This is a genomic window from Photobacterium chitinilyticum, from assembly GCF_004104355.1.
GTDB lineage: Bacteria > Pseudomonadota > Gammaproteobacteria > Enterobacterales > Vibrionaceae > Photobacterium > Photobacterium chitinilyticum.
The window spans coordinates 408,676-433,477 of record NZ_RJLM01000002.1 but is presented as its reverse complement, the minus strand read 5'-3'; the positions used below and the strand labels follow the sequence as shown (position 1 = coordinate 433,477).

The 24,802-nt window shown below is 48.8% G+C and carries 22 protein-coding genes; 10 read left to right on the top strand and 12 right to left on the bottom strand.

Annotated features, from left to right (window positions below):
• Positions 1-14: 14 nt before the first annotated feature.
• Both EDI28_RS08065 and EDI28_RS08060 read right to left on the bottom strand, forming a co-directional pair.
• On the bottom strand, positions 15-1,424 hold the full coding sequence (locus EDI28_RS08065; RefSeq protein WP_128783333.1) for an MmgE/PrpD family protein: 1,410 nt from the start codon (positions 1,422-1,424) through the stop codon (positions 15-17).
• Positions 1,421-2,893, bottom strand: a complete 1,473-nt coding sequence (locus EDI28_RS08060; protein ID WP_128783332.1) for an aspartate ammonia-lyase — start codon at positions 2,891-2,893, stop codon at positions 1,421-1,423. Before EDI28_RS08060 ends, EDI28_RS08065 begins: the two co-directional genes overlap by 4 nt.
• A gap of 147 nt (positions 2,894-3,040) precedes the next feature.
• Here EDI28_RS08060 and EDI28_RS08055 point away from each other — a divergent pair, with 147 nt between their 5' ends.
• The 3 genes from EDI28_RS08055 to EDI28_RS08045 all read left to right on the top strand — a co-directional run bounded on the left by EDI28_RS08055 (position 3,041) and on the right by EDI28_RS08045 (position 5,743).
• Positions 3,041-3,973, top strand: a complete 933-nt coding sequence (locus EDI28_RS08055; RefSeq protein WP_128783331.1) for a LysR family transcriptional regulator — start codon at positions 3,041-3,043, stop codon at positions 3,971-3,973.
• 156 nt (positions 3,974-4,129) lie between these two features.
• The gene (locus EDI28_RS08050; protein ID WP_128783330.1) at positions 4,130-4,882 is read left to right on the top strand and encodes a glutathione S-transferase N-terminal domain-containing protein; all 753 of its coding nucleotides are present in this window, start codon (positions 4,130-4,132) and stop codon (positions 4,880-4,882) included.
• Between the two features lie 195 nt (positions 4,883-5,077).
• Entirely contained in the window at positions 5,078-5,743 is a 666-nt protein-coding gene (locus EDI28_RS08045) for an HNH endonuclease (protein WP_128783329.1), read from the top strand.
• On the opposite strand, the gene EDI28_RS08040 is transcribed toward EDI28_RS08045, so the two are convergent.
• Positions 5,723-6,208, bottom strand: a complete 486-nt coding sequence (locus tag EDI28_RS08040; RefSeq protein WP_128783328.1) for a very short patch repair endonuclease — start codon at positions 6,206-6,208, stop codon at positions 5,723-5,725. The genes EDI28_RS08045 and EDI28_RS08040 overlap by 21 nt on opposite strands.
• A 215-nt stretch (positions 6,209-6,423) precedes the next feature.
• Between EDI28_RS08040 and EDI28_RS08035 the strand changes: the two genes are divergently transcribed.
• From EDI28_RS08035 to EDI28_RS08020, 4 genes are all read left to right on the top strand, one after another.
• Complete coding sequence (locus EDI28_RS08035; protein ID WP_128783327.1) at positions 6,424-6,993, top strand: hypothetical protein; 570 nt, start codon at positions 6,424-6,426, stop codon at positions 6,991-6,993.
• A gap of 91 nt (positions 6,994-7,084) precedes the next feature.
• The gene (locus tag EDI28_RS08030) at positions 7,085-7,339 is read left to right on the top strand and encodes a type II toxin-antitoxin system Phd/YefM family antitoxin (protein WP_128783326.1); all 255 of its coding nucleotides are present in this window, start codon (positions 7,085-7,087) and stop codon (positions 7,337-7,339) included.
• Complete coding sequence (locus EDI28_RS08025; RefSeq protein WP_128783325.1) at positions 7,332-7,598, top strand: Txe/YoeB family addiction module toxin; 267 nt, start codon at positions 7,332-7,334, stop codon at positions 7,596-7,598. Before EDI28_RS08030 ends, EDI28_RS08025 begins: the two co-directional genes overlap by 8 nt.
• Positions 7,599-7,784: 186 nt before the next feature.
• Positions 7,785-10,628, top strand: coding sequence for an AMP-binding protein (locus tag EDI28_RS08020; protein WP_128783324.1), 2,844 nt, complete (start codon positions 7,785-7,787; stop codon positions 10,626-10,628).
• Positions 10,629-10,698: 70 nt separating this feature from the next.
• On the opposite strand, the gene EDI28_RS08015 is transcribed toward EDI28_RS08020, so the two are convergent.
• Both EDI28_RS08015 and EDI28_RS08010 read right to left on the bottom strand, forming a co-directional pair.
• On the bottom strand, positions 10,699-12,735 hold the full coding sequence (locus EDI28_RS08015; RefSeq protein WP_128783323.1) for a methyl-accepting chemotaxis protein: 2,037 nt from the start codon (positions 12,733-12,735) through the stop codon (positions 10,699-10,701).
• Between the two features lie 833 nt (positions 12,736-13,568).
• A complete protein-coding gene (locus EDI28_RS08010; protein WP_128783322.1) occupies positions 13,569-13,928 on the bottom strand; it encodes a diacylglycerol kinase in 360 nt (119 codons plus the stop codon).
• Between the two features lie 256 nt (positions 13,929-14,184).
• Here EDI28_RS08010 and EDI28_RS27875 point away from each other — a divergent pair, with 256 nt between their 5' ends.
• A complete protein-coding gene (locus EDI28_RS27875; RefSeq protein WP_438942784.1) occupies positions 14,185-14,469 on the top strand; it encodes a hypothetical protein in 285 nt (94 codons plus the stop codon).
• Between the two features lies 1 nt (position 14,470).
• On the opposite strand, the gene EDI28_RS27870 is transcribed toward EDI28_RS27875, so the two are convergent.
• Positions 14,471-14,563: a LysR family transcriptional regulator gene (locus EDI28_RS27870; RefSeq protein WP_438942783.1), complete on the bottom strand. Its 93-nt coding sequence runs from the start codon at positions 14,561-14,563 to the stop codon at positions 14,471-14,473.
• A gap of 148 nt (positions 14,564-14,711) precedes the next feature.
• On the opposite strand from EDI28_RS27870, the gene EDI28_RS08000 reads away from it, so the two are divergent.
• Positions 14,712-15,251 carry a GNAT family N-acetyltransferase gene (locus EDI28_RS08000; protein WP_233353323.1) on the top strand — a complete coding sequence of 180 codons (540 nt, stop codon included), beginning with the start codon at positions 14,712-14,714 and terminating at the stop codon, positions 15,249-15,251.
• Positions 15,252-15,280: 29 nt separating this feature from the next.
• Here the strand turns inward: EDI28_RS08000 and EDI28_RS07995 are convergent, their stop codons facing one another.
• Entirely contained in the window at positions 15,281-15,712 is a 432-nt protein-coding gene (locus EDI28_RS07995) for a universal stress protein (RefSeq protein ID WP_164918502.1), read from the bottom strand.
• 218 nt (positions 15,713-15,930) lie between these two features.
• Between EDI28_RS07995 and EDI28_RS07990 the strand changes: the two genes are divergently transcribed.
• Entirely contained in the window at positions 15,931-16,737 is an 807-nt protein-coding gene (locus EDI28_RS07990; RefSeq protein ID WP_128783319.1) for a bestrophin-like domain, read from the top strand.
• Positions 16,738-17,139: 402 nt separating this feature from the next.
• Here EDI28_RS07990 and EDI28_RS07985 read toward each other — a convergent pair whose 3' ends face one another.
• The 5 genes from EDI28_RS07985 to prpC all read right to left on the bottom strand — a co-directional run bounded on the left by EDI28_RS07985 (position 17,140) and on the right by prpC (position 24,596).
• Entirely contained in the window at positions 17,140-17,352 is a 213-nt protein-coding gene (locus EDI28_RS07985) for a hypothetical protein (protein WP_128783318.1), read from the bottom strand.
• A 224-nt stretch (positions 17,353-17,576) separates the two neighbouring features.
• Positions 17,577-19,451 (bottom strand): propionyl-CoA synthetase, encoded by a 1,875-nt coding sequence (locus tag EDI28_RS07980; RefSeq protein ID WP_164918501.1) that lies wholly within the window; start codon positions 19,449-19,451, stop codon positions 17,577-17,579.
• 44 nt (positions 19,452-19,495) lie between these two features.
• Positions 19,496-20,710, bottom strand: a complete 1,215-nt coding sequence (gene prpF / locus EDI28_RS07975) for a 2-methylaconitate cis-trans isomerase PrpF (RefSeq protein WP_128783316.1) — start codon at positions 20,708-20,710, stop codon at positions 19,496-19,498.
• A 12-nt stretch (positions 20,711-20,722) separates the two neighbouring features.
• Positions 20,723-23,308 (bottom strand): Fe/S-dependent 2-methylisocitrate dehydratase AcnD, encoded by a 2,586-nt coding sequence (acnD, locus tag EDI28_RS07970; protein WP_128783315.1) that lies wholly within the window; start codon positions 23,306-23,308, stop codon positions 20,723-20,725.
• Between the two features lie 112 nt (positions 23,309-23,420).
• Positions 23,421-24,596 carry a bifunctional 2-methylcitrate synthase/citrate synthase gene (gene prpC / locus EDI28_RS07965; protein WP_233353311.1) on the bottom strand — a complete coding sequence of 392 codons (1,176 nt, stop codon included), beginning with the start codon at positions 24,594-24,596 and terminating at the stop codon, positions 23,421-23,423.
• Positions 24,597-24,802: the final 206 nt, after the last annotated feature.

Sequence of the window (24,802 nt, the reverse complement as noted above, 5' to 3'; positions counted from 1 at the left end):
TTCGGGAGTTGCTGTTATGAATTCAAAAGTTGATTAAGCTCTGAAAAAGTCATGGCTTCTAAATTGGCCAATGCGCTTAGCCAGTGCTGGCACTTGTGTTCGCCTACCCTTGGCACGACACAGGAAGTAAATTTCTTTTCTATTTCCGCCTGAGACAGCGGCTTTTCCGGCGTACCTTTGGCTAGATCGTTTTCGATACTCAGCGTTTCACCGTTTGCCAGATACACCCGGATCTTGACTGGTGCTGTTCCGATGAAACCCAATTTTTCCAACTCGGGATCGACCCTCATCCGGATCTTTGACATCAGAGCCTGTACGCGGGGATCACGCACGGCCTCGTCGGTAAATTGATCCAGCCCGACCGCGCCATGGATCAGACGGGCAGCCAAGGCGTACTGCATCGAGAACTTGGCTTCGATGACATTTTGCGGGTGGTCGCACACCAGTTCACGCGGCCCGAGCAAGCTGGCACCAACCTGGATATATTCAATGTCATCAGGATCCAGTACTCTTTCGCCGAGCTCCTTTCCAACAAGCCCTCTTTCAACAAGCCCTCTCTCTACAATCAAAGCATCCCAGCAATCAATGGCAGGATGGCTGCCGCTACAGCACGGGTATTGCTTGAACACCAAACCGTTTTCCAGCAAGTCCCATTGCCTGCCAAGCGTCACCTCGACCCCTTCTAGGGAGGAGATCCCGGTAAAGCACTGGGCAAAACCATCAGCGGCCTCAATGACATTGGGCTTGCCTGTTACTCCCAGCATCGCCAGCTCCACAGCATTGACACCATTAAAAGCAGCCATTCCGGCATGCATTGCCTTGGTCTGGCTACCAAAATTTCCCCGAACCCCGGAGGCCGACGATGCAGCAATCGCTAGTGCATTGGTCAGAGCCGTCTCATCAAGCCCTTGCAGCAAACCAGCCGCTACTGTCGCCCCGAACACTCCGATCGCAGGCGTGGTATGCCAGCCCTGTTCAGACAGCTGCGGCATCACCCACTTCGCTATCTGATGCTGGGCCTCGACGCCAGCGATATAAGCAAGCAACACGCTTTCGCCACCTAGCTTGCCTTCCTCGGCGGCAGCAAAGGCAACGGGGGCTACGGTTACGGTCGGATGACCAATCGTCGCCCAGCTGACATCATCAAAATCAAGCGCATGGGATGCGGCGCCATTGGCATAGCTGGCGTAGGCCATACTGGTTTTCTGCTCAGTACCAAATACACTGCAATTGCCCTGCGGCGCGCGCTGCATGGCAAACTGCTGCAGCTTTCTGGCGACCGGCATCTCACTACCGGCGATAGTAACGGCGACATAATCGGTCAGGGCGGTCTTGGCTACATGTGTCACCTCGTCGGGAACATCATCGAGCCGAAGATTCACGCACCAATGTGCGATCTGCCTCAGTAACGGATCTGGTTTCATACGGTTTCCTCAACCTGTTTTGGCTGCCCGTTTGTTTGGTCAGACCCAGCCATCTCCTGCTGATAACGCTTCACCGCTGCCGTACTGGCCTTGGGATCGGTCATCACCATCGGATCCAGCAGATAATCGGCCTGCGCCGGGGTCAACAGCTGCTCAGCCAGCACCACTTCACGCACACTGAGGTTCTGCTCAAAGGCCGCTGTCGCGATACGGCTTCCCACCTTGTAACCGAACAGGGTCGCAATCACGGTTGCCAGTGCCGTACTCTTTTCGGCATATTCGCGGCACACAGGCTCGTTTGGCAGCAGATCTTTCAGGCATTTTTCAACAAACAGCGGGATAGCGTTAGTGAGCAAGGTACAGGACTCGAACAGCGCCTTGATGATCACCGGCTCCCAGACATTCAGATCCAGCTCACCGCCCTCGACAGCCATAGTGATCGCGACATCGTTGCCAATAACCTGATAGGCGATCTGGTTGATCAGCTCCGGCATTACCGGATTGATCTTGCCCGGCATGATAGAAGAGCCCGGCTGAACCGCTGGCAGGAACAACTCGTTAAACCCTGCACGCGGGCCGCTACCCTGAATCCGGAAATCCGTTGCCATTTTTGAAAGGAAAGCAGCCAGCTTTTTGATCTGGGCGGCCACCTCAAGGTAGGTATCGCCGTTTTGCAGCCCATCGAAGAAGTTCTCCTCGGCTACAAACTGCTCGCCGCTGATCTCGCGAAGCTCGACGTATACCTGATCCAGATAGCCTTCATGAGTGGAAAGTCCGGTACCGACCGCTGTCGCCCCCAGTGGCAAGTCCAGGGTTTGTTCGCTGGCCGCTTTCAATGACTGGTGCAGGCGTCGAACCTGATGAAGATAACCGCTGAACTGCTGGCCGAGAGTAATTGGCACCGCATCCTGCAAACAAGTTCTGGCTAACTTCACGACATGCTCGAACGCTTGGGTTTTCTCCTCAAGCATGGCTTCCAATGCCGCCACTTCCTTGATCAGCTGATGCAGATTCAGGCGACAAGTCATCTTCATCGCCGCCGGGATCACATCGTTGGTCGACTGGCCCATGTTGACGTGAGTATTGGGGTGTACCGTCTCATAGCCTTTCTGGCCGGTGATAATTTCGTTGGCGCGGTTGGCTATTACCTCGTTGGCATTCATATTGGTCGAGGTACCGCCGCCGCCCTGAAAGATATCGATAGGAAACTGATCGTCAAAACGATGATCCATCACTTCCTGCGAGGCCTGAACAATGGCGTCAGCCAGCTTTTCGTCCAGCGCACCAATTTTACAGTTCGCCTTGGCTGCAGCCTGCTTAATAGCAGCTACCGACCACAGGTAATGCGGCACTTCGACTGCCGTGCGACCGGAAACCGCAAAGTTATCGCGGGCTCGTACCGTCTGAATGCCATAATAAGCCTCGTCCGGCAACATCATCTCACCTAATACATCAGATTCTTTTCTCATGGTTCAATCCTGCGGTTTTATTCAATTTTCTTTGATGATTAGAATTCTAAGGCAAGGATTATCGGGATTGTTTGAACTAGCTCCGTACTTAGATACCAGTGGGGAATATAATGCAGAGTATTAGTTTGATTTATACTAGAGCCTGATATGGACTCGATTGCATTTGATCTTCGCCAACTCAGAACTTATATAACTGTGGTGGAAACTGGCTCGTTCAGCAAAGCCGCCAACCACCTCAACCAAACCCAATCTGCAGTATCACAGCTGGTCCAGAGCCTGGAGCAAGTGCTTGACTGCAAGCTGCTGGACAGGAGCAAACGGCCGATACAACTCACACTGGCAGGCAGAGAACTTTATGAGCAAGGCAGCAAGCTACTGGCGGAATCACGCAAACTGCAAGACTGGATGCACTCGATCGAAAAAGGCAAGCTGCCGAGATTACGGATCGGAATGGTCGATTCGGTCACTCAGGTCGCCGGAATAGAATTGCTCAAATACCTCCAGCCCAAAGTTGCCCATATCAACCAGATGACCGGCACGGCACCGGAGCTGCTGGCATCGCTGCAGTCTGGCAAGGTCGATATCATCATCTCTATGACCAATCAGGACATTCCGCAGGAACTTGCCATGTTCCCGCTGCTCAGCGAGCAGTATGTGGTTGTTACGCCCGCAGACTGGGAGCCGAAAAACATTCAGTGGCTGGCAAAGCACCAGCCCTATATCGCCTATGAGAACTGGACGCCGACAGGCACCCAGACCAACAACTGGCTGCGATGGCGGAACTACAAGCCACAGAGCCAGTTCTCCCTCGATCGTGCCGACAACGTGTTGGGCATGGTGGCAGAGGGGTTGGGATGGTCGCTAACAACACCGACATTTTTGGCCCGTCAGCTTGAGTTGCTCGACAAGCTTGAATGCCAGCCGCTGCCAGCCCCGGGGATCACTCGACAGCTGGCGGTTATCTGCCGAAAAGGTGAATTTGGCAACATGATTGAGGAATTTGTCACGGATATCAGGGAAATTATTCTGGGCAAGAAAGTACATGAAGTGCAAAAACGATGGGAGTGGATTGGGGAGTGAGTTATTTCAATAGAGACATCTACCCATAAGAATACATGTGAATAAAAAGTAGCCAACCCGGTGTTTTTTAGATTAAATAATCAGTACAACGGCTTTATTTGTTCTATACATAACTCCATCCCTCTTAACGGACTAAAGCGGATAACAGGTGAGTACATGAACCATTTGCTGAACATTACAACATCGACATTGGCTTCAACCTATCGCTTCTGGCGTGGAACTGTTGCCAGCAAAGCCATAGAACAACCAGAACAAACGCTTATTCTGTTTGATCAGGAAGGCGATTCAAAATGTCGGCTAGTTCGCGAAGTGCTCACAGAGCTAAATTTGAATGTGATCATCGCCCCCTGCCCTACGGGCGGAGAAAATCTCGCGAAGCTCAAATCAGCATTCAATGGTATTACCCCGCCCGTTCTAGTTGACTCTAACAGCCCGGACGTCGTCAAAGGCGCTGAAGAGATCATTCATCACTTGTTTCTGCAATACCGCGGCAGCAAGCCACCCAAGGCATGCCTCGGACAACTCAGCAGCACCCTGACATCCAAGCTGGCAACAGGCATACGTTTGGGCGCAGGCGTTAAAGCGCGATCATCTCGGCAGCCTTCTCTGCCGCTGGTTCTGTACAGCTTTGAATCCAGTCCGTTCTCCCGCCCGGTCCGCGAAAGGTTGTGTGAGCTTGAACTGACTTACATTCTGATTAACCTCGGCAAACAGCAATTCTCCGACATGGGGCCAGCCAAACTCCATTGGAGCCTTAAGCCTTACAAGCCACTGCCTAATACCAAGCGAGATGAGTTTTTCAAGCAGCACGGCAACGTGCAGGTGCCCTATCTAATGGATCCCAACACCGGTATAGACATGTTTGAGTCGAAGGATATCTTGTGGTATTTGGAGGAGACTTATGGGTGAGCTTCTTAGGTGTTGATAACTATAAAGCTCATTGGTATTAATCTAGAGTCCAGATTTCAAAGGCTACTATTATCTTGTGCTCTTGCAGCCATTCACCCCCCATCAAAGTAAGGAAAATTAGACATCCATCAATAGATCTTATATACAAAAGCGTTAATATAACTCTCGTTTTATATCAATGAGTTGTACCTTAACATGCGAGATAGATGGACCAAGGAAGAGTTAAAAGCCACAATAGATGTCTACTTACAGATGCACACGTTACAACAGCAAGGCCAAAGCTGTAACAAAAAAGCATTCTACCGGATGCTCTCAGAACAATTCGGTCGTTCAGAAAAAGCTTATGAATACCGAATGCAGAATATATCCTATATATACCTACTTCATGATCGTGATTGGGTTGAAGGGTTAAAACCCGCCAAAAATGTTGGACGAAACGTAACTTCAGCAATCGAAGAGATACTTGCCGAACTCGAAAATCGTCCTTTTAATGAGGAAGTACCTTTTGAAGCTCAAGTAGATTCTTACCGTCAAAAACAACGTAAATCATTGCCAGAAGGGATCAGAGAGCCAAAGTCCAGTTTTGGAAAAATTGTAAAATATGAACGCTCACCTGAAGTAAAGGGCTGGGTTCTCGACAGAGCAAATGGGCAATGCGAAATGTGTAAGGTTCCTGCACCATTTAAAACTAAAAGTGGCAAAGACTATTTAGAAGTTCACCACCTCATCAGGCTTGCTGATGGTGGGCCCGATATTGTTGATAATTGTGTAGCCCTATGTCCGAACTGTCACCGTAAGCTGCATTATTCTAGTGAAACACAGCAATTAACTCAGACTTTGTTAGATAACCTTCATACATAGCTGGCCACTTTCAATGGCTAGATCAAGCAACGGTATTTCATTGCGTCCCGAAACTTCACAAGATCTAGCCCCTCCCACCAGCCAACACTCCACAAAATCCAGCAGCTCATCAAAGCAAAACTGTTCCGGTTTTCTAATTGCGCACTCCCAAAGAGTAAGTACACGCCAACCGTTATCTTCCAGCCATTTCTGGGCTTTCTCATCTCTTTCTTTGTTTTTTGCGAACTTTTCAAGCCAAAATTCGGTATTAGTCTTCGGAATAGATGCATGGGAACAATTCTCATGGGCATGCCAAAAACACCCGTGCACAAAAATCACGGCTTTGTATTTTGGAAATACCAAATCAGGAGTCCCCTTCAGCCTTTTGTCATGGAGGCGGTAACGGAAGCCTCTGGCAAAAAGGAATTTTCTGAGATCAACCTCCAGCTTGGTATTCTTGGAATGAAACAGCCTCATGTCCGGCATTACTAACACCTGCAAGTCATCATCAAACCCAACCTCTATACAAGTATACGTAGAACACAAATACTCACGTGCATGCATAAGCCGTTTTCTGGTTAGACAAAACCAATCTATGATGAAAATCAAAAATAAAGGGAGATCCAATCGCGCTGTTGTCGATGGCGGGAGACAATATCGGTTAGCCAAACGTTCATTGACCAGCGTTTAAGGAGGCCACCATGCCTGAGAGTAGGATGCCTAACAATAAAATGTCTGAAGATAGAAAACCGAAGATAGTCAGGCTGTTCATGCATTTCCTTACCCTAGCACCTATCGCACATCTCTTTATCGGTATGCCCCTGTTCTTTGTGATTTTTGCAGGCTCAATTAGCTATTTCGTCGGCCTCTGCCTGTATCTGCTTTCTCTCGTTATTCCTATCGATTTTACCGAGTCGCTGGCACTGTCTTATACCGTATCCGGGAAACTGTTGGTCGGTTCAACGCTGTATCATGGCTGGCCAATACCGCTAATCAGCTTATTTCCGATTTTCTATCTGGCTTGCCTGCTTCTGCTACGGTATCGCTTTGGCGAATCTAACTTCGCCTACTGGGTGTCCTATGACATTGAGACTATTTGGCGGGTAACACTTATTTCCTTTGCCGTGATGGCTGTCGGTGTCGTTGCGGGGCTCGGCATGAAAGCTGCGGCAGTCTGTTCGACGATTGTGACAACACTATATTTGCTCGTCAGAATATATCGCTTCTATACCCCGTTATGGGGTGTCTATCTGCGCAAGCATAGTGCCTGATTTTAATTAGGTTCTGTGCATGTTCTTGTACATGTCTGAACGGTGAGTTAAACTTGTGCAGTAACGTGTACAACTTAAATCGAGGTTAATTATGCGCATTGTTTCTTTTACTGAAGCACGGAATGGTTTGAAATCTGTGCTTGATGGCGTCGTTAATGATGCAGATTGTACTGTTATCACTCGCCGAGATTCTGAAGATGCGGTTGTTATGTCAATGGATTACTACAACAGCCTTATGGAAACGGTTCATCTACTTAAATCACCGGCAAATGCCGCTCACTTAAACAAGTCAATTGAGCAGTATAAAGCGGGTAAAGTAACTGAACGAGATATCATCGATGAGTAGAATGCTGGCCTGGACTGATGCGGCTTGGGATGATTATTTATATTGGCAAAGTCAGGATAAGAAAACGCTCAAGCGCATTAATAAACTAATCGTAGATACAAAGCGTTCACCTTTCGAAGGAATTGGTAAACCAGAAGCTTTAAAAGAAAATTTATCTGGCTTCTGGTCTCGCCGTATAGACGAATCCAATCGTCTTGTTTATGCAGTCGATGATAGCCACATCACAATCATTTCTTGTCGTTATCACTATCAAACCTAATGATCTCGGTTCCGCGCGAGCAACAACTCCTCTGTTAATGTTCTCAAATTTAAACAGCAATTTCCTTTAATATCGCAGAAGTTAACTACACTTCAAGCAGACCCTACCGAATAATTAGGCATTTACCCGTCAGGCTCAACCACTATGAATGCGTCGGGAAGAATGCTTCGTCGCAGGATGCTTACTATGTCGGGAAATACGCAGCGCCAATTCGGTGATACGCCAGAACAAACCGCAGAATTGGTCTTGCAGCTGGTCAAGGATCTGGTGGATGAACTGCGGCAAGGGCAGCAACCTGATGTTCCCCTGCAGCTCGATTGTCGGTTTGATCAGGATTTGGGGTTTGATAGTTTAGCTCGGGCAGAACTGATTCTGCGCACAGAAAAACAGTTTAGTGTTGCACTGCCTGATCAAACACTGGCCAGTATCGAAACGCCACGCGATTTAGTCCGGGAGCTATTGCAGGCAACCCAACTCGGCAGCACACCGGTTTCCGAACAACTTATCGAGCAAATCCAGCTTGATATTGTCGAGTCAGCTCCTGAGCATGTCCACTCCCTTCAGCAGGTTCTTGACTGGCACGTCAATGCCCATCCTGACAGGCCGCATCTTTACGTATACCAGAATGCCGACCAGGTTACCGAAATTAGCTACCGAACAGTGCGAGAGAAAGCGCTGCAAATCGCCAATGGCTTAATCGAACAGGATATCGCCCCGGGGGAGTGCGTTGCCATAATGCTGCCAACCAGCAGTGATTATTTCTACTGCTTCTTCGGGATACTATATGCCCGAGCGATCCCCGTGCCGATTTATCCCCCGGCACGGCCTTCGCAAATAGAAGACCATCTAAAGCGCCATGCCAATATCTTGCAAAATGCCGAGGCCCGGTTGCTGATAACGGTACCCGAAGCCAAGCCACTGTCGCAGCTACTGCGATTGCAGGTTCCTTCTATCAAGGCAGTGGTTGCGGTTTCAGAGATCATGCAGGCACCAATGCCTCCAGATGTCGGAGTGGCCAGTACATCTGATATCGCTTTCTTGCAGTACACTTCGGGCAGCACCGGAATTCCCAAGGGCGTTGCACTTACCCATGCCAACCTGTTGGCCAATATCAGAGCAATGGGCAAGGTTGTCAAAGCCAGCTCGAGCGATGTGTTTGTCAGCTGGCTGCCGGTTTATCACGATATGGGACTGATCGGCACCTGGTTCGGTAGCCTGTACTATGCCAGCCCGCTGGTGATCATGTCGCCTTTGTTGTTTCTCTCAAAACCTCAGCGCTGGCTGTGGGCGATTCACCGCCACGGGGGCACGGTGTCACCGGCTCCCAATTTTGCCTACGAGCTTTGCATCAACAAAATCGATGAGAGCGAACTTGAAGGCTTGGATCTCAGCTGCTGGCGACTGGCGTGGAACGGCGCCGAACCTGTTAGCCCCAGTACGATAGAACGCTTTACCGAGCGATTTTCCAAATACGGTTTTCGCCCCGAAACCATGTCACCGGTTTATGGCCTCGCTGAATCAACCGTTGGACTGACTTTCCCGACCGAGATAAGGAGACCGCGGATAGAACGAGTCAAACGGGAACCGATGACACGCTTTGGCCGTGCCGAAGCTGCCAGCAGTGATGATCCCGATGCGATGCAAGTTATCGGACTCGGCCAACCATTGCCCGGACACCAAATCCGGATCATGGGTGATCTTGGCCAGGAACTGCCTGAACGGGAAGAGGGTGAACTAGAATTTAAAGGGCCTTCGGCCACAACAGGCTATTACCACGATCCGGAAAAAACCAAGGCCCTGTATCACGGCGACTGGCTCAATACCGGCGACCGCGCTTTTACCATTGGTGGCGAGCTCTTTCTGACCGGACGAAGCAAGGACATCATCATTCGCGCTGGGAGAAACATTTACCCCCATGAACTGGAAGAAGCCGTAAGCAATGTTCCCGGGATCCGCAAGGGCTGCGTTGCGGCTTTTGCCAGCCATGACAGCCGCTCTGGTACCGAACGCCTTATCGTACTTGCCGAAAGCCGTGAAACCGACACCACCAAACACCAACAGCTAAAACATCAAATTAATAATCTGGCGCTGGATTTACTGGGCAGCCCGCCTGACGACGTCGTTATCGGGCTGCCGCATACCGTCCCCAAAACCTCCAGTGGCAAGATACGCCGTGCGGCCTGCAAGGATCTATACGAACAAGACAGCCTCGATATTCGGCAACGTGCAGTCTGGTGGCAGGCATTAAGACTGATGACGGCAGGTATTGCACCGCAATTCAGGCGGTACTGGCGAACAGGGTTAGATATAGGCTATGCCGCCTACATGTGGCTGATGATGGGTATACTCGCGCCTAGTGTCTGGTCTCTGGTTGCAATTGTGCCAAACCGAGACTGGTGCTGGGCTATCACCCGTGCCGGGGCTCGGGCACTGATCAAGCTAACGGGGACAAAACTGACCATAAAAGGCGAGGAACACCTACCAGACAACGATACGCCCTGCATTTTGGTTGCTAATCACGCCAGCTATCTCGACGGCTTGGTCATGGTTGCAGCCACTCATCTAAAGTGCCGCTTTGTCGCCAAGTCCGAGCTGAAGAACAATCTTTTTGCCCGTATTTTCCTATCCAAGCTGGATACTGAATTTGTCGAACGCTTCGACGTTGAAAAGGGAATTCTGGATGCCAAACGGATTGCTGACAGCGCCAATAGCAGCCAGCCTTTATTCTTCTTTCCCGAAGGAACGCTCTATCGGATGGCCGGGTTGCACGAGTTTCACATGGGGGCATTTATTGCAGCAGCTGATGCGGGACTCCCCGTGCTTCCTGTTACTCTGTGCGGTACCCGCTCCAAACTCCGCAATCGCTCTCTGTTTCCGAGGCGGGGAGATATCAGTGTCACAATTAGTCCGCTCAAACACCCGCAAGGCAATGACTGGAATGCCGCTCTGCAGCTCAGGGATGAGGCAAGAGCCGATATTCTGCGTTATTGCGGGGAGCCGGACTTGGCTCATACCCCCCCTGTTCGCTAACGACATGGCAGAAAAAAAGAGAGGCGAGCCTCTCTTTAACTTTATTAAACAGTAACGTTCTGATTATGGATTAATGGAAATAATCCACCTGCTGTTTCAACTCAACAGAGAGCTCCTGCAAATGATCAGCACGCTTCGACGTCTGCGCAGCAATATCTCGTCCCTGACGGTTCAGGTTACTGATTTCTGTCGCATTGGTGGCAATCTCCTGTGAGACCTGAGCCTGTTCTTCCGATGTCGCGGCAATCGTCTCGGACTGGGCGGCAATCGCCGTTACCTGAGTCGTTATCCCTTCGAGCGCCAAGCCAGCCTGAGTGGCCTGCTCGGTCACCAGTTTTCCTTTCTTTTGGCTCTCGGACATCATTGACACCGCGCTGCTGGTACAGCCGCGCAATTGTTCGATAATACTAACCACTTCCTTGACCGATTCCTGGGTCCGGTGAGCCAGTGTTCTCACTTCATCAGCCACCACGGCAAACCCGCGCCCTTGCTCACCGGCACGGGCAGCTTCGATAGCCGCATTCAGTGCCAGCAGGTTGGTTTGCTCGGCGATCTCGTCAATCATGCGCGTAACAGTTTGAATGTTGTCACTTTCACGACTAACCATATTGATCGCTTCTGCCGACTGTATCAATTGCTCGTTAAGGCTGGCGATTTCTACACTAACCTGTGAAACCAGATCAGAACCAGAAACACTGTCATCGTTTGCCGAACGGACACTTTCGGCTATCGCCTCGACCTGCTCTGCTACCGACTTGGCTGACGACGCCATTTCTTCTATGGCAGTCACAACTTGCTCAACCTGATCCTGCTGGATATCAGACTGACTCAGGCTCTGGTGGGCATCGCTCGACAGGCTGCTTGCCTGGCTCTGAACCGACTCACTGCTTGTTCTGATCTCCCCGACCAAACTGTTTAGCTTAGTCGCCATCGAAGCAACACCGTATGTCAGGCGCTCGATCTCGTTCCCTGACTGGCCATTGCCTTGTTCCATTACCAGTGTCACTTCACCTTTGCCTAAACGATCCATATAACCCGTCAACGTCTTCAGAGGCTTTATCAGTTTACTCAGGTACAGGCTAAGAATAACAAAAGTAACCAGGCAGGCAGCGACGGCGACAATAATTATCACCATCAATAAATGCTGGCTGCCCTTGGTAACCTCACTAACGAACGTACCGCCCAGCAGCTTCCAGTTCCAGCCCGGAACCTCGGTATAGACAAGGTATTTGTCGCCTACAACACCATTATATTCATACGGGTATGTCATCAAGCCACTTGTTGACTCAAATAACTCACCAAACGGCTTGTTGCCGTTATAGTCAGTCATATTAAGAATTGATGTCCCTTTCTCTTTAATGACAGGGTGATAGAGATACTCGCCTAGGCTGTCCTTGTCATTATCCACCACAATGGTATAGCCCGTATCGCCCCAACGAATATTGGCCAGACTTGCAAAGACAGCCTTTGTCGCTTCATCAATCGGAATGCCGATGAATGAAATAGCAACCACTCGGCCATTCTCATCTTTGATCGGCGAGTAGTAAGTCAGATAGGTATCACCAAATAACACAACCTTGGCGTAATATGCCTGGCCGCTGCTTATGTTGTTAAAACCAGGGTGTCCATGCCCAAGCTTTGTCCCCAACGCCCGCTTACCGCTATCATCTTTCAAAGAAGTAGCAACACGAACAAAATCATTGCCCGATGCAACAAACAATGTCGCAATCGCCCCCGTATCACGGCTGAAACGATCCACTATGTCGGTATTGTTGATCAGTGATTTATTGTTCAGCGTGACATTCTGTACCTGCTGTCCGGCAAAACTTACCTTTTGATCTTCAAAGGACAAGCCATGCAGGTAGCCCTGACGAAATGCACTTTCCAGCTCGCGAGCATTATCCAGATAAATTTCAAACTGGCTTGAAATAGTAACGGCCAACGCATCCAGTTTCGACTGCTGCTCTTCCAGAGTATGCTCTAGCAGTATTTCAGAAGAATTACGGTAAACAATGGTTGCGACTGAAGTAAAAGCGGTGATGATTAACACGCTTATTACTAACTTCAGCTGAAACCCTATACTTTTATTATTAATTATATTCCACATAGTCCAGCATGAGAGTACTTACCCTCTGCCCTTTTCGCACAAAAATCGAATACTGTATTTGTAGGCGGAATATGTAAACTTCTTATTATTAAATGAATTAATAACCGAGACTTTTATTGATCTACATTAAGCCCACTATGCTACAAGTTGTTATGCGCCCAGCACAAAAAAGCACTTGAGGATGCAACTGCACTCGTATGGATTTATAACAAGCACACACATTACGTTCTTGATGAGACAAAAAACTTAAAAACAACCAAGACTAATGAAAAATCATGTATGGATAGTAATTACATATTAAAGATCAACAAGAAACAGCGAATAACAGGATTTTCTCTTAAAGAAATAAATAATGACTGTGATCAATGAATATATAATAAGCATTCGGCGGCTATAGTCTTTTATCAATTGCAATGATATTAAATGTCAGCATTATTAAAAGCAATGTCTTAAATTTAATAAAAGGAGTGTTATTAAATGTTATGTCCAGACTGCAAACAACCGATGATAAAATCGACGGACAAAGATAACCACTGCGTCGATGTTAACTGTCCACCATCACGGACACAATGCCCTAAATGTGAATCATCTAATACTTATATTAAATCAAAAAGTATTACCGATGCAGATATGGAATGTAAAGACTGTTCCGAAAGCTGGACGATTTCTCGTTCATAGCGATTTAAGCGTTAATAACGAACAAATTAATGTATTTGATTTTTAATAATAAAAATAGCATTTTACTTTATTAATAATAGCTTATTTCATCTCTTTGTTACCATATGGCTCGACACCATAACATTTCACTGTCGAGCCTGGTTAGGTATAACCTGCTATACAAACAGCACCACAAACCACGTGATCCCGACAAAGATCATTGACACAAAAACAGCCGCAGAACCAATATCTTTTGCTCTTCCGGACAACTCGTGATAGTCAGAACCAATGCGATCAACAACGGCTTCAACGGCCGAATTCAGCAGCTCGACAATCACTACCAAAAAGAGGCTGGCAATCATTGCCAACTGCTCAAACTTAGTCACAGGCAAAAAGAAAGTGAGGGTAGTGAGCAAAACCAGCAACACAATCTCCATTCGAAATGCTTCTTCATATTTCCAAGCAGCTTTAAGCCCCTGAATAGAATAGATAGTGGCATCAAAAACACGTTTTAGACCTGTCTCTCCCGGCTTCATTCCTTTCACTCACTCTATTTCAACTTCCAATATTTACATTATGGTATATTCACACACGAGCGTGTCTATTTGTATGATTGCTATAGCATTTTAAAAAAATAGTATGCCAACTTAGCTTACCTGTTTGTTATCAATATTTATTTCCTATTCTTTCTCTAATCATTGCCCATACTGTACTGTCAGGAACGACAGATATGGCCTTGTTAGAGTTCACAGCTCATTTACTCGCAACCATAAAGCAATTAGGATCACAATAATGAATAAAGCCCGACAAGCTGCCCTGCACGGCATCGCACTGATGTCTGCGCAACACGCGACTGCCGCCGAACTGGCCGATACCATTTTTACAAATGCCAAGGTTTATACCGACAAACCTGCCGAAGCCGTTGCTATCGCCAACGGGAAGATCCTCTACGTCGGCAGCAATCAGATCGCCGGAATTAGCAAGACTTCGCCAGAGCCGCAGGGCGGGTACTGTTGCCGGTACGGACAAACAGCTCTACCCCAAAATCAACTTCCAGATCGGCTATCCACTGGCTAACCTAAGACTGGCGCTTTCCCATTTCACGAGCTGCGGCAGAAATAGATCCAAGATGTGCAGCCTGTACAAATGCTTTCAGGTGCTGAATATTCATCTACAATTCCAATTCAAGTTACGTTTCCCTTCAGTTTCAAATAACTGATATTCTAACTTTATGTACATTAACGATATTAACTTATCCTCAAAGGCCGATATACACGGATATACCCAAACGCAAAGCTAAAAGGAATGAGAAAGTGACTATGGTTGAGCCAATGATAGAGATTAACATCGCCACAACTGATGATATGGCTGCGATTGCTGCATTACACGCTTCAAGCTGGCAGGCGATATATAGAGGATTATTATCCGATAAATACCTCAGTCACGATATTTTTCCGGATCGACGAAATATTTGGCAGCAACGTTTTGCTGCGCCTAAAATCCACCAAAGGATTTTGGTTGCCTGTGAAGGAGAAAGTCTCTGCGGGTTCATCTGTGTTTATTTGGATAACCATCAGGAATGGGGAACGCTGATAGAAAACCTGCATATCAATCAAGGCTATCAGGGGCTTGGGCTTGGCAAGCAGCTTTTACAATCAGCTGCCAAGCTATCCCATCAGCAGGCACCGAACAAAGGGATGTATCTTGAGGTATTGGCTGGCAATCAAGCCGCCCAGAAATTCTACCAAAAACTCGGGGCGTTCAATACCAAAGCCCAGCAATGGCAAGCCCCGGACGGTAGCAAGGTTGATGAATTTGTCTATCGCTGGCAATCCGTCCCGCCCCTTATCGACAAGTAAAATGGCAACGACTACACAGCGCTTTAGCGCTATTTCTCTAGCTTCAGTAACTGAATATCGCAAGGCATTTGCCTGACCAAAGGTTCGCTAAGCGATAACATCAGCTGACGGAAGATATTGGACTGATGGTGGCCCAAGACCAATAAATCGACATCATACTGATTTATTGCATTTTCCATCTGATCTTCAATATAGCCGGTATAGAACAAATGCTTATACAGCGGGTAATTGGTCCCTTTGAGAAGCCGCTTCATCTTTGCTACCGATTCGTAATGCTCGCTATCATCAATATTGACAGCATCAAACTCCCTGACGCCTTGCTCTAGGTGACCTAGATCAGGGTCAATATGGATCACGCTGAACAGCGCATGGTAGATGCGGGCCATCTCCGCCGCCTTGAGTATCAAATACTCGGCATTTTCATCCAGATTCAATGCCAGCAGCACATGCTTATATCCCATGGAGTTCTCCTTCGACAAAGACACTACACAAACCATAGAAGATAATGCCCAATTGAAGTAGGCATGAATGCCATTTTATGCACGTTCATTCCTGTCGATGCTAATTCTGATATTCTATTTTATTCCTGTTCATACTCCCTCTCGTTGTAAGCCGCTATACTTTTGACAACCAAAAGCGTTGAAGCGCTACCAATAAAAACAAAGGTACAAGGCTATTTATGTTTCAAGACACCTACATTGATTCATTGTCTATTTTTCTCATTCTGGCTCTGGTTTTTTGTTCAATTAGCATCATGTTTGAGTTTGGCTTTCGCCTTACCCGTCGTTTCGCCTCTAGCCAGATCAGCAAAGCCATCAGCCCGATGGCAACCGGGCTTGCCAGTCTTCTCGCCTTTATTCTGGCTATTACATTCAGCATGGCCGCCTCAAAAAATGACATCAGAAAGCAGTTGGTATTAAAAGAAGCCAATGCGGTAGGTACAGCAATACTGCGAACGGGGCTGCTGGATGAACCCTATAGGAGCCAGAGTCGAGAGCGGCTAGTCAAGTACGTCAATATTCGTGTCGTAGAAGATCAAAGTCAGGCAAAAAAAATTGTTAATCAAGTAATTACTGAAAGTGAGCAAATCCAGCAAGATTTGTGGCAAATCGTCGTCAATGCCCACCATAGCTCGCCGCCAATCCAAAGCATGCTGTATATTGATTCACTAAATATTGTCTTTGACATCCATAGCGAACGGGTAAACTACGGACTGAGAGGGCGAATCCCGCTCAGTATCTGGATAACGCTAACGCTTCTGACCTTTCTGACCATAGCGCTCAATGGTGTTCAGGTCAGCGCGCAGGGAAAAAGCCGACTGCTTGTTGCTGCTCTTCCCTTCGCAATGTCCTTCTCATTGGTGCTTACCCTGATCATCGAACTCGATAGACCCGTTCGCAGCATTATTGAAATCAGCCAACAACCGCTGATTGATTTACGTGACAGCCTTAACAATGAACAGCAAACCAGAAATACCTCCCCTTAGAGACTGCATTACTCGCTAGGCTGTAGCTAATAATTGTCATCATCTTGTTTTTACCATTTCAGTGACTTATAACAATGCCTATTCCCGAGGCTCAAAATCTGGAATGCACATCACTATTACAAGCCGTAATTAGCATGTAATGACTACCTTTTGCTGCTATTAATAATCTACACCAGTTAGCCAGCATACAGGGAGTGTATTGAACTATTACTATGGATAAGAACACAAAACGGGTTAGGCAAAAATTGAAATATCAATCCCAATCCGCTCTGAAAAAAACAAGAGACTCATTTCTAAAGAAATACGATCAAGCCGATTAGATCTTATCTGCATCAGCAAAAATCCCCTCGACAAGTGTCGCGGGGATTTCCCTTTTTTATCAGGAAGATAAAACAATCCCATTCATTGGCCGACATATACGGCTCCCAGCACAACACCACGAGGCGGCAATTCGATCTTGACCGGCTTACCCTCACCTTTCTGCTGCACTGAATCACTATCGCTAATCTCTTGAAATTGCGATTGTGGCTTGCTATTCAGACCATCCCTATTCGCAAAATAGTCAAACGCTACAGCCGCCAATGCAAGACACAGTACCGTTACGTTAATCGACATCCAATGTCTCCTTGAGTTAGTCCACTCTAAACAAGCTCATAAGCAAGTTTAGAGCCAAAACTCTGTGGATATTGGAATTATATTTCACCGCCACTAGCAGCGCTGTTGTGACCAGAGGATCATCGGTTAACCTGGACATTAACTATCCCCATAAAAAAACAGCCGTTGCATCTTGCGATGCAAAAGCTGTTTGCTCTGGGAGTCTTTTTTAACTTTAGAAATACTTATTCCAGTACCCGCTCAATCTCCTGCAGGCTGGTTGGATCATCGATTGTAGATGGCACGACATATTGCTCGCCATCGGCTATCTGGCGGATCACCCGGCGCAAGATCTTACCAGATCGTGTTTTTGGCAGACGATCGACAATCAATGCTCGTTTGAAGCAGGCTACAGCACCAATTTCCTGCCGCACTTTTTGCAACAGTTCATTCTCTATGGCACCACCTTCAGATACGTATCCGTCTTTTAGCACCACCAGCCCCAATGGTAACTGGCCCTTGAGATCATCATGAATACCGATTACCGCACACTCTGCAACGGCTTCATGACCACCGACAACCTCCTCCATCTCACCAGTAGACAGACGGTGACCGGCAACGTTGATCACATCATCAATACGTCCCATCACGAACAGGTAACCGTCTTCATCAATATAACCACCGTCACCAGAAACGTAGTAACCCGGGAACTGACTAAGATAGCCTGATTCAAAACGATCGTGGTTACGCCAAACAGTGGGCAGACAACCCGGTGGCAATGGTCGCTTAATCGCAATGTAACCCTGCTCGCTGGCTTTTTGTGGCTCACCGATTTCGTTAAGCACTTCCACCAGATAACCGGGAATAGGTTTGGTCGCCGAGCCCGGCTTGACAGCAAAGTTTTCCAAGCCAATCGGGTTTCCGGCAATGGCCCAGCCCGTCTCGGTCTGCCACCAATGATCGACCACCGGACGCCCGGTCTTACTTTCGACCCATTCCAGTGTCGGCGGATCCAAGCGCTCACCAGCCATAAAAATGGTTTTCAGTGAGGGCATCGGGTACTGCTTGAGGTGCCCACCTTCTGGATCTTCTTTTTTTATCGCTCGGAAAGCCGTCGGTGCCGAGAACAGAGCCTTGACTCCATACTCCTGACAAACTCGCCAGAAAGCGCCCGGATCAGGGGTGCGTACAGGTTTGCCTTCATACATAATCGTGGTACAGCCATGAATTAACGGCGCATAGACAATATAGGAGTGCCCGACCACCCACCCGACATCTGATGCCGCCCAGTACACATCCCCCGGCTCGACATCATAGATTGTTCCCATGCTGTACTTCATCGCAACGGCATGACCGCCATTATCGCGCACCACCCCCTTGGGTTTGCCCGTCGTTCCGGAGGTATAAAGAATGTAGAGCGGATCGGTTGCCTTCACCGACACACAGTCATGCGCTTTGGCTGTACGCAATAATGCTGACCAATCCTTGTCGCGTTCCTGATTCAGATCTGCCGGGCATTGTTTACGCTGATGAACCACCACATGATCAGGTTTCCAACGGCTGTCCATAATGGCCTGATCAACCAGCGGCTTATAGGGAAGCACCTTGTTGATCTCAACACCACAGCTGGCCGTCATGATCACTTTCGGTTCGGCATCTTCAATACGCACCGCCAGCTCATTCGGCGCAAAGCCGCCAAAGACGACCGAGTGAATGGCCCCCAGACGAGCACAGGCCAACATTGCCATCGCCGCTTCCGGGATCATCGGCATATAAATGACTACCCGATCCCCTTTGGTAACGCCCAGGTTTGCTAGCATGCCAGCAGTCTTGGCGACCTGATCACGCAGAACACGATAGGTATAGCGGGCTTTCTGACCCGTGACAGGGGAGTCATAAATCAGTGCGGTTTGATCACCTCTGCCCTGTTCAACATGGTGATCCAAGGCCAGGTAAGCGGTATTGAGTTCACCATCGGCAAACCATCGCTCGATACCCTGTTCATCCTGGCTGAGGATAGTTTGAGGAAATTTGAACCAGGCAATATCTTCTGCCTGTTGTTTCCAAAATTCTTCCGGCGCAGTTTGTGCCAACTGATATTGTTTCTGATATGCAGACATATTGCTTCCTCCAGTATGTCCTGACATTGCTTATTCAAAGGATCTTATTCAAAGACATTAGAGGGAACACGTACAAAGCCCTCCATCAAAATGCGAGCGCTGCGGCTCATAATGGCTTTCTCGACTACCCAGCCTTGGTTTGCCTGTTTGGCTTTCGCGCCCACTTTTAACGTTCCGGACGGATGCCCGAACGTCACCGATTCTTTTTCGCCGCCACCAGCCGCCAAATTAACCAGCGTCCCAGGAACACAGGCAGCTGATGCAATCGCGACGGCTGCCGTCCCCATCATGGCGTGATGTAACTTACCCATCGAAAGGGCGCGAACCAAAATATCCACCTCACTACCAGCAACGGTTTTACCACTCGAAGACTGATAGGTTTTCGGCTTGGAAACAAAAGCGATCTTCGGCGTATGCTGGCGAGTTTCGGCCTCTTCCAAGCAAGTTATCAACCCCATTTTCAACGCCCCGTAGGCACGAATGGTCTCGAACATCGCCAATGCTTTATCATCATTATTGATGTTATCCTGCAGCTCGGTGCCGGTGTAACCAATCGCCTCGGCATCGACAAAAATAGTCGGAATACCCGCATTAATCAGTGTGGCATTGAAGGTACCGATACCCGGCACTTCAAGATCATCAACCAGATTACCGGTCGGAAACATCGAACCATCGCCGTCAGCCGGATCCATAAAGTCCACCTGAATCTCGGCGGCGGGGAATGTCACCCCGTCGAGCTCAAAGTCACCGGTTTCCTGTACAACCCCATTCACAATAGGCACATGTACAACGATAGTTTTCTCGATATTAACTTGCCAAACACGAACCGTGACGATGCCGTTGGCAGGAATACGTCCTTCAGGAAGCAGACCAGCCTGAATAGCAAATGGGCCTACCGCCGCAGAGAGGTTTCCGCAGTTACCGCTCCAGTCAACAAAGGGCTTATCAATCGATACCTGACCAAACAGATAATCGACATCGTGATCAGCCTTGCTACTTTTGGAAACGATAACCGCTTTGCTGGTACTCGAGGTTGCACCGCCCATACCGTCTATCTGCTTGGCGTAAGGATCCGGGCTGCCTATAACTCTCAGCAGCAACTTGTTACGAGCACCGCCAGATACCTGAGCTTCAGGCGGCAAATCTTCCAAGCTAAAAAACATACCCTTGCTGGTGCCGCCACGCATATAGGTGGCAGGCACTTTGATTTGCGACAGGGGTTGTGACTGGGGTCGTAACTGGAACGTTGAATTTGTCATTATCATCTCCCCCTACTGAGCCAAGAAGTCTTGGGCAAAGCGCTGCAACACACCGCCAGCGTCATAAACGGCCACTTCATCAGCCGTATCGAGACGACAGGTGACTGCCACATCGACTTTTTCACCGTTGGCGCGAGTGATCACCAAAGCTAAATCTGCACCGGGTGTTATCACACCGATAACGTCGTATAGCTCGGTACCGTCCAACTCCAGGGTATTACGGTTGGTGCCCTGCTTAAACTGCAGTGGCAGTATGCCCATCCCCACCAAATTAGTTCGGTGAATACGCTCGAAGCCTTCAGCAGCAATAGCCTCTACCCCGGCCAAGCGAACTCCTTTCGCCGCCCAGTCACGGGAAGAGCCCTGACCGTAATCCGCGCCAGCCACCACAATCAAAGGCTGTTTGCGGTTCATATAGGTTTCAATCGCTTCCCACATGCGAGTAACCTTGCCTTCCGGCTCAATACGAGCCATTGACCCCTGCACAACTTCGCCATTCTCTTTGACCATTTCGTTGAAGAGTTTAGGGTTGGCGAACGTAGCACGCTGCGCCGTCAAATGATCACCACGGTGCGTTGCATAAGAGTTAAAGTCCTCTTCCGGCACCTCCATTTTGGCCAGATACTCCCCTGCTGCGCTGGAAGCCAGAATCGCATTAGACGGCGACAAATGGTCGGTCGTAATGTTGTCACCCAGAACCGCCAGTGGACGCATGCCCGACAGCGTTCGTTCTCCCGCCAAAGCACCTTCCCAATAAGGTGGGCGGCGAATATAGGTACTCATTGGACGCCAGTCGTATAGCGGATTGCTGTTGCGCGCTTCGTCGTTCAGCTTAAACATCTGGATGTAGACCTGATTGAACTGCTCCGGCCTAACACACTTACCGACAACCGCATCAATTTCTTCATCACTTGGCCACAAATCATTGAGGTAAATGGGATTACCCTGATTATCGGTACCAAGGGCATCACGCTCGATATCAAAGCGAATAGAACCCGCTAACGCATAAGCAACAACCAGAGGCGGTGAAGCCAAAAACGCCTGCTTGGCATAGGGATGAATACGACCATCAAAGTTACGGTTGCCGGAAAGTACTGCGGTTGTATATAGATCACGATCGATGATCTCTTGCTGGATTTTGGGATCCAAAGCACCACTCATGCCATTACAGGTCGTACAGGCATAACCAACAATACCAAAGCCCAATTTTTCCAGCTCTGGCAGTAGCCCTGCTTCTTCCAAATACAACTTGGCGACTTTCGACCCCGGGGCAAACGACGATTTCACCCAGGGTTTACGGATCAAGCCCAGCTCATTGGCTTTCTTCGCCAACAGAGCGGCAGCTATCACGTTGCGCGGGTTACTGGTGTTGGTACAAGAGGTGATGGCGGCAATAATCACTGCACCATCAGGCAGTTCGCCCTCTTTCTCTTCCCATTCGCCAGAAATCCCGCGAGAAGCAAGCTCTGAAGTCGGCAGGCGACGATGAGGGTTCGACGGACCTGCCATATTGCGGGAAACTGTCGATAAATCGAATTCCAGCACTCGCTCGTAAACTGCACTCTCCAGAGAGTCTGCCCACAAACCCGTTTGCTTGGCGTATTGTTCCACCAACTCGACTTGCTGCTCATCTCGGCCTGTCAACTTGAGGTAGTTTATGGTCTGCTCATCAATATAGAACATACCCGCAGTGGCACCATATTCTGGCGTCATATTGGAGATGGTCGCGCGATCACCGATGGTGAGATCTTTCGCCCCTTCGCCAAAGAATTCCAGATAAGATGAAACCACACGCTCGTTACGTAAAAACTCGGTGATAGCGAGGACAATATCGGTGGCAGTAATGCCAGGCTGGCGTTTACCTGTCAGTTTTATACCGACAATATCCGGCAGACGCATCATGGATGGGCGACCCAGCATTACCGTTTCCGCTTCAAGCCCACCCACTCCAATCGCGATCACACCCAGCGCATCAACGTGCGGTGTGTGGCTGTCGGTGCCGACACACGTATCGGGGTAGGCGATACCGTTCTTGGCCTGAACCACTGGCGACATTTTTTCCAGGTTGATCTGGTGCATGATGCCGTTACCGGCAGGGATCACGCTGACGTTTTCAAATGCAGTTTTACACCACTCGATAAAGTGGAAACGGTCTTCGTTGCGGCGATCTTCTATCGCACGGTTTTTATCAAATGCATCAGGATCAGAACCAGCATGCTCAACCGCCAACGAGTGGTCGACAATCAATTGCGTTTCCACAACCGGATTGACCTTCGCCGGGTCGCCCCCCTGATCGGCAATGGCATCCCGCAGACCTGCTAAATCGACTAAAGCAGTTTGTCCCAGGATATCGTGGCACACCACACGCGCCGGATACCATGGAAAATCAAGGTCGCGCTTACGTTCGATGATCTGTTTCAGGCTATTGGTTAATGAATCCGGATCGCAGCGTCTGACCAGCTGCTCGGCCAACACGCGCGAGGTATAGGGGAGCGTCTCGTACGCACCGGGAGATATATCGTTTACGGCTTCTCGGGTATCAAAGAAATCAAGCCCGCTGCCTGCAAGAGGCTTACGGTATTTTGTATTAATATTCATAGCTTACATCCGTGAATTTACTGCTCGCAGACCTATCAGGCAATTGGCTCTCCCCCCTTTTAAGGGAGGAGTTTGAGGTGTAACTCCTTGGCACGAAGTCTGTATTTAAGCGTTAACTGCGCCCTTCAATTGGCAGCCAATCCTGATGCTCCGGTCCTTCGTAATCGGCACTCGGACGGATAATCCGGTTATTGGCACGCTGCTCATAGACATGGGCAGCCCAGCCTGTGACTCGGCTCATAACAAAAATGGGGGTAAACAACTTGGTCGGTATCCCCATGAAGTGATAGGCCGAGGCATGGAAAAAGTCTGCGTTACAAAACAGCCCCTTTTCCCGCTTCATCACCTGCTCGACACGCTCAGAGACTGCATACAGATGGGTATCGCCAACATCGGCAGAGAGCTTTTCCGACCATGCTTTAATTAAAGCATTTCGGGGATCAGATTCACGGTAAATTGCATGGCCGAAGCCCATAATTTTGTCTTTGTTCGCCAGCATCTCCATGATGCCAGCTTCAGCCTCATCCGCAGTCTGCCACTGCTCGATCATCGCCATGGCCGCTTCATTGGCACCACCATGCAAGGGACCGCGCAAACTACCAATGGCAGCCGTAATACAAGAATGGAGATCAGACAATGTCGAAGCGCAAACACGAGCGGTAAACGTCGAAGCATTGAACTCATGTTCGGCATACAGAACCAGCGAGCAATGCATAACCTGCTTGTGCAGTTCTGACGGGGCTTTGCCTGTCAGCATCTCGAGGAAATAGCCGCCAATACTATCCTGACTGCTATTAGCTGTATCGATACGAACACCATCATGACTGTAGCGATACCAGTAGCAGATAATGGCCGGAAGCATGGCAAGCAAAGTATCGGTTTTCTCGTCCTGCTCGGAAAAGTCGAGTTCCTGATCGAGATTTCCTAGCATCGAACAACCGGTACGCATCACATCCATCGGGTGGGCGTCAGCCGGAATCGCTTCCAGAACCTGGCACAGTGATGGTGGCAGTCCACGGGCACTCTTCAGTACCTGCTTATAACCATCCAGTTCAGCTTGAGTCGGTAATTTTCCCTTGAGTAACAGGTGCGCCACTTCTTCAAATTCGGCATGGTTCGCCAAATCAGTGATGTCATAACCACGGTAAGTCAACCCCGTCCCGCTTTGGCCAACAGTACACAGTGACGTTGTTCCGGCGCTTTGACCGCGCAGACCCGCACCGCTCAATGATTTCTTATCGTCTTGCTTCTTGTCCTTGTTCGTATCAGCTACGGCTATAGCAGTCATAGCAGACTCCTTATTTGTTCACGTTAATCCATTGCGATTTCGCTAGCTACAGGTGAGACTCGTACCCTTCGAAATGGCAGCGACTGAATCAGTACTAAATAAATAGTCAATTATTAGTAATATTATTATAGGTATTAAATTTCTTAGGCTTCCCGCTTATTAGCGAGCTGGCTTCCCTGCCTATTTATTATTACTGTTGTTATCTG

What these genes read in the sequence shown, in the direction of transcription:
- prpF (WP_128783316.1), bottom strand. Translation starts at nt 20,710, where the DNA reads ATGACAAATTCAACGTTCCAGTTACGACCCCAGTCACAACCCCTGTCG.
- EDI28_RS08035 (WP_128783327.1), top strand. Translation starts at nt 6,424, where the DNA reads ATGCCTGAGAGTAGGATGCCTAACAATAAAATGTCTGAAGATAGAAAA.
- EDI28_RS08015 (WP_128783323.1), bottom strand. Translation starts at nt 12,735, where the DNA reads ATGTGGAATATAATTAATAATAAAAGTATAGGGTTTCAGCTGAAGTTA.
- EDI28_RS08010 (WP_128783322.1), bottom strand. Translation starts at nt 13,928, where the DNA reads ATGAAGCCGGGAGAGACAGGTCTAAAACGTGTTTTTGATGCCACTATC.
- EDI28_RS08050 (WP_128783330.1), top strand. Translation starts at nt 4,130, where the DNA reads ATGAACCATTTGCTGAACATTACAACATCGACATTGGCTTCAACCTAT.
- EDI28_RS27875 (WP_438942784.1), top strand. Translation starts at nt 14,185, where the DNA reads ATGAATAAAGCCCGACAAGCTGCCCTGCACGGCATCGCACTGATGTCT.
- EDI28_RS07985 (WP_128783318.1), bottom strand. Translation starts at nt 17,352, where the DNA reads ATGTCGATTAACGTAACGGTACTGTGTCTTGCATTGGCGGCTGTAGCG.
- EDI28_RS08060 (WP_128783332.1), bottom strand. Translation starts at nt 2,893, where the DNA reads ATGAGAAAAGAATCTGATGTATTAGGTGAGATGATGTTGCCGGACGAG.
- acnD (WP_128783315.1), bottom strand. Translation starts at nt 23,308, where the DNA reads ATGAATATTAATACAAAATACCGTAAGCCTCTTGCAGGCAGCGGGCTT.
- EDI28_RS08025 (WP_128783325.1), top strand. Translation starts at nt 7,332, where the DNA reads ATGAGTAGAATGCTGGCCTGGACTGATGCGGCTTGGGATGATTATTTA.
- EDI28_RS07995 (WP_164918502.1), bottom strand. Translation starts at nt 15,712, where the DNA reads ATGGGATATAAGCATGTGCTGCTGGCATTGAATCTGGATGAAAATGCC.
- EDI28_RS08045 (WP_128783329.1), top strand. Translation starts at nt 5,078, where the DNA reads ATGCGAGATAGATGGACCAAGGAAGAGTTAAAAGCCACAATAGATGTC.
- EDI28_RS08020 (WP_128783324.1), top strand. Translation starts at nt 7,785, where the DNA reads ATGTCGGGAAATACGCAGCGCCAATTCGGTGATACGCCAGAACAAACC.
- EDI28_RS07980 (WP_164918501.1), bottom strand. Translation starts at nt 19,451, where the DNA reads ATGTCTGCATATCAGAAACAATATCAGTTGGCACAAACTGCGCCGGAA.
- EDI28_RS08000 (WP_233353323.1), top strand. Translation starts at nt 14,712, where the DNA reads ATGGTTGAGCCAATGATAGAGATTAACATCGCCACAACTGATGATATG.
- EDI28_RS08030 (WP_128783326.1), top strand. Translation starts at nt 7,085, where the DNA reads ATGCGCATTGTTTCTTTTACTGAAGCACGGAATGGTTTGAAATCTGTG.
- EDI28_RS07990 (WP_128783319.1), top strand. Translation starts at nt 15,931, where the DNA reads ATGTTTCAAGACACCTACATTGATTCATTGTCTATTTTTCTCATTCTG.
- EDI28_RS08040 (WP_128783328.1), bottom strand. Translation starts at nt 6,208, where the DNA reads ATGCCGGACATGAGGCTGTTTCATTCCAAGAATACCAAGCTGGAGGTT.
- prpC (WP_233353311.1), bottom strand. Translation starts at nt 24,596, where the DNA reads ATGACTGCTATAGCCGTAGCTGATACGAACAAGGACAAGAAGCAAGAC.
- EDI28_RS08065 (WP_128783333.1), bottom strand. Translation starts at nt 1,424, where the DNA reads ATGAAACCAGATCCGTTACTGAGGCAGATCGCACATTGGTGCGTGAAT.
- EDI28_RS08055 (WP_128783331.1), top strand. Translation starts at nt 3,041, where the DNA reads ATGGACTCGATTGCATTTGATCTTCGCCAACTCAGAACTTATATAACT.
- EDI28_RS27870 (WP_438942783.1), bottom strand. Translation starts at nt 14,563, where the DNA reads ATGAATATTCAGCACCTGAAAGCATTTGTACAGGCTGCACATCTTGGA.